We start from the raw sequence: 544 nt of genomic DNA, 5'->3' as shown, positions 1-544 counted from the left end.
CGACCCCGAGCGGCTGCTGACGCATCTGCCGACAAGCTTGCCAACCGTTCTCATCAGTTGCCCGGACGTAGCGGCGGATCATCCGCAGTTCCGTATCGACAACGCCGCCGGGGCCGACGCGATGGTCGAGCATCTGATCGCTTCCGGGCGACGACGGATCGTTCATTTGTCCGGCCCCCGTGGCAACCGCGACGCCGAGGAACGCATCGCCGGCTACCGCGAGGCAATGGCCCGGCACGGCCTCAGCCCGCGAATCCTGACCGGCAATTTCGAAGAGGAAACGGGCACGGCGGCGGCACTGCAATTGATCGCGGATGCGGAACGCGCCGATGCCTTGTTCGCCGCGAACGACATGATGGCAATTGGTGCGATGGTGGCATTTCAACGCGCCGGACTGGCGGTTCCCGACGACATCGCAGTGGCGGGATTCGACGACATTCCCCTCGCGCGTTTCGTAACACCCGCGCTCAGCACGATGCGCGTCGGGATCGCCGAGATCGGTGCGGAGGCGGTATCGCGCATTGCCGCGATCCTCGCCGGTGAA

At 65.6% G+C, this 544-nt stretch carries 1 protein-coding gene; it reads left to right on the top strand.

The window, feature by feature from the left end:
* Positions 1-37: 37 nt before the first annotated feature.
* Positions 38-544 (top strand): substrate-binding domain-containing protein (locus AACY08_RS28440; protein WP_339472430.1); only part of this gene is annotated, 507 nt, incomplete at its 3' end.

Source organism: Pseudomonas sp. EL_65y_Pfl1_R83, assembly GCF_963970695.1.
Classification (GTDB): Bacteria; Pseudomonadota; Gammaproteobacteria; order Pseudomonadales; family Pseudomonadaceae; genus Aquipseudomonas; species Aquipseudomonas tritici.
Note: the sequence above shows the minus strand (reverse complement) of the source record. Positions and strands in the feature narration are given on the sequence as shown.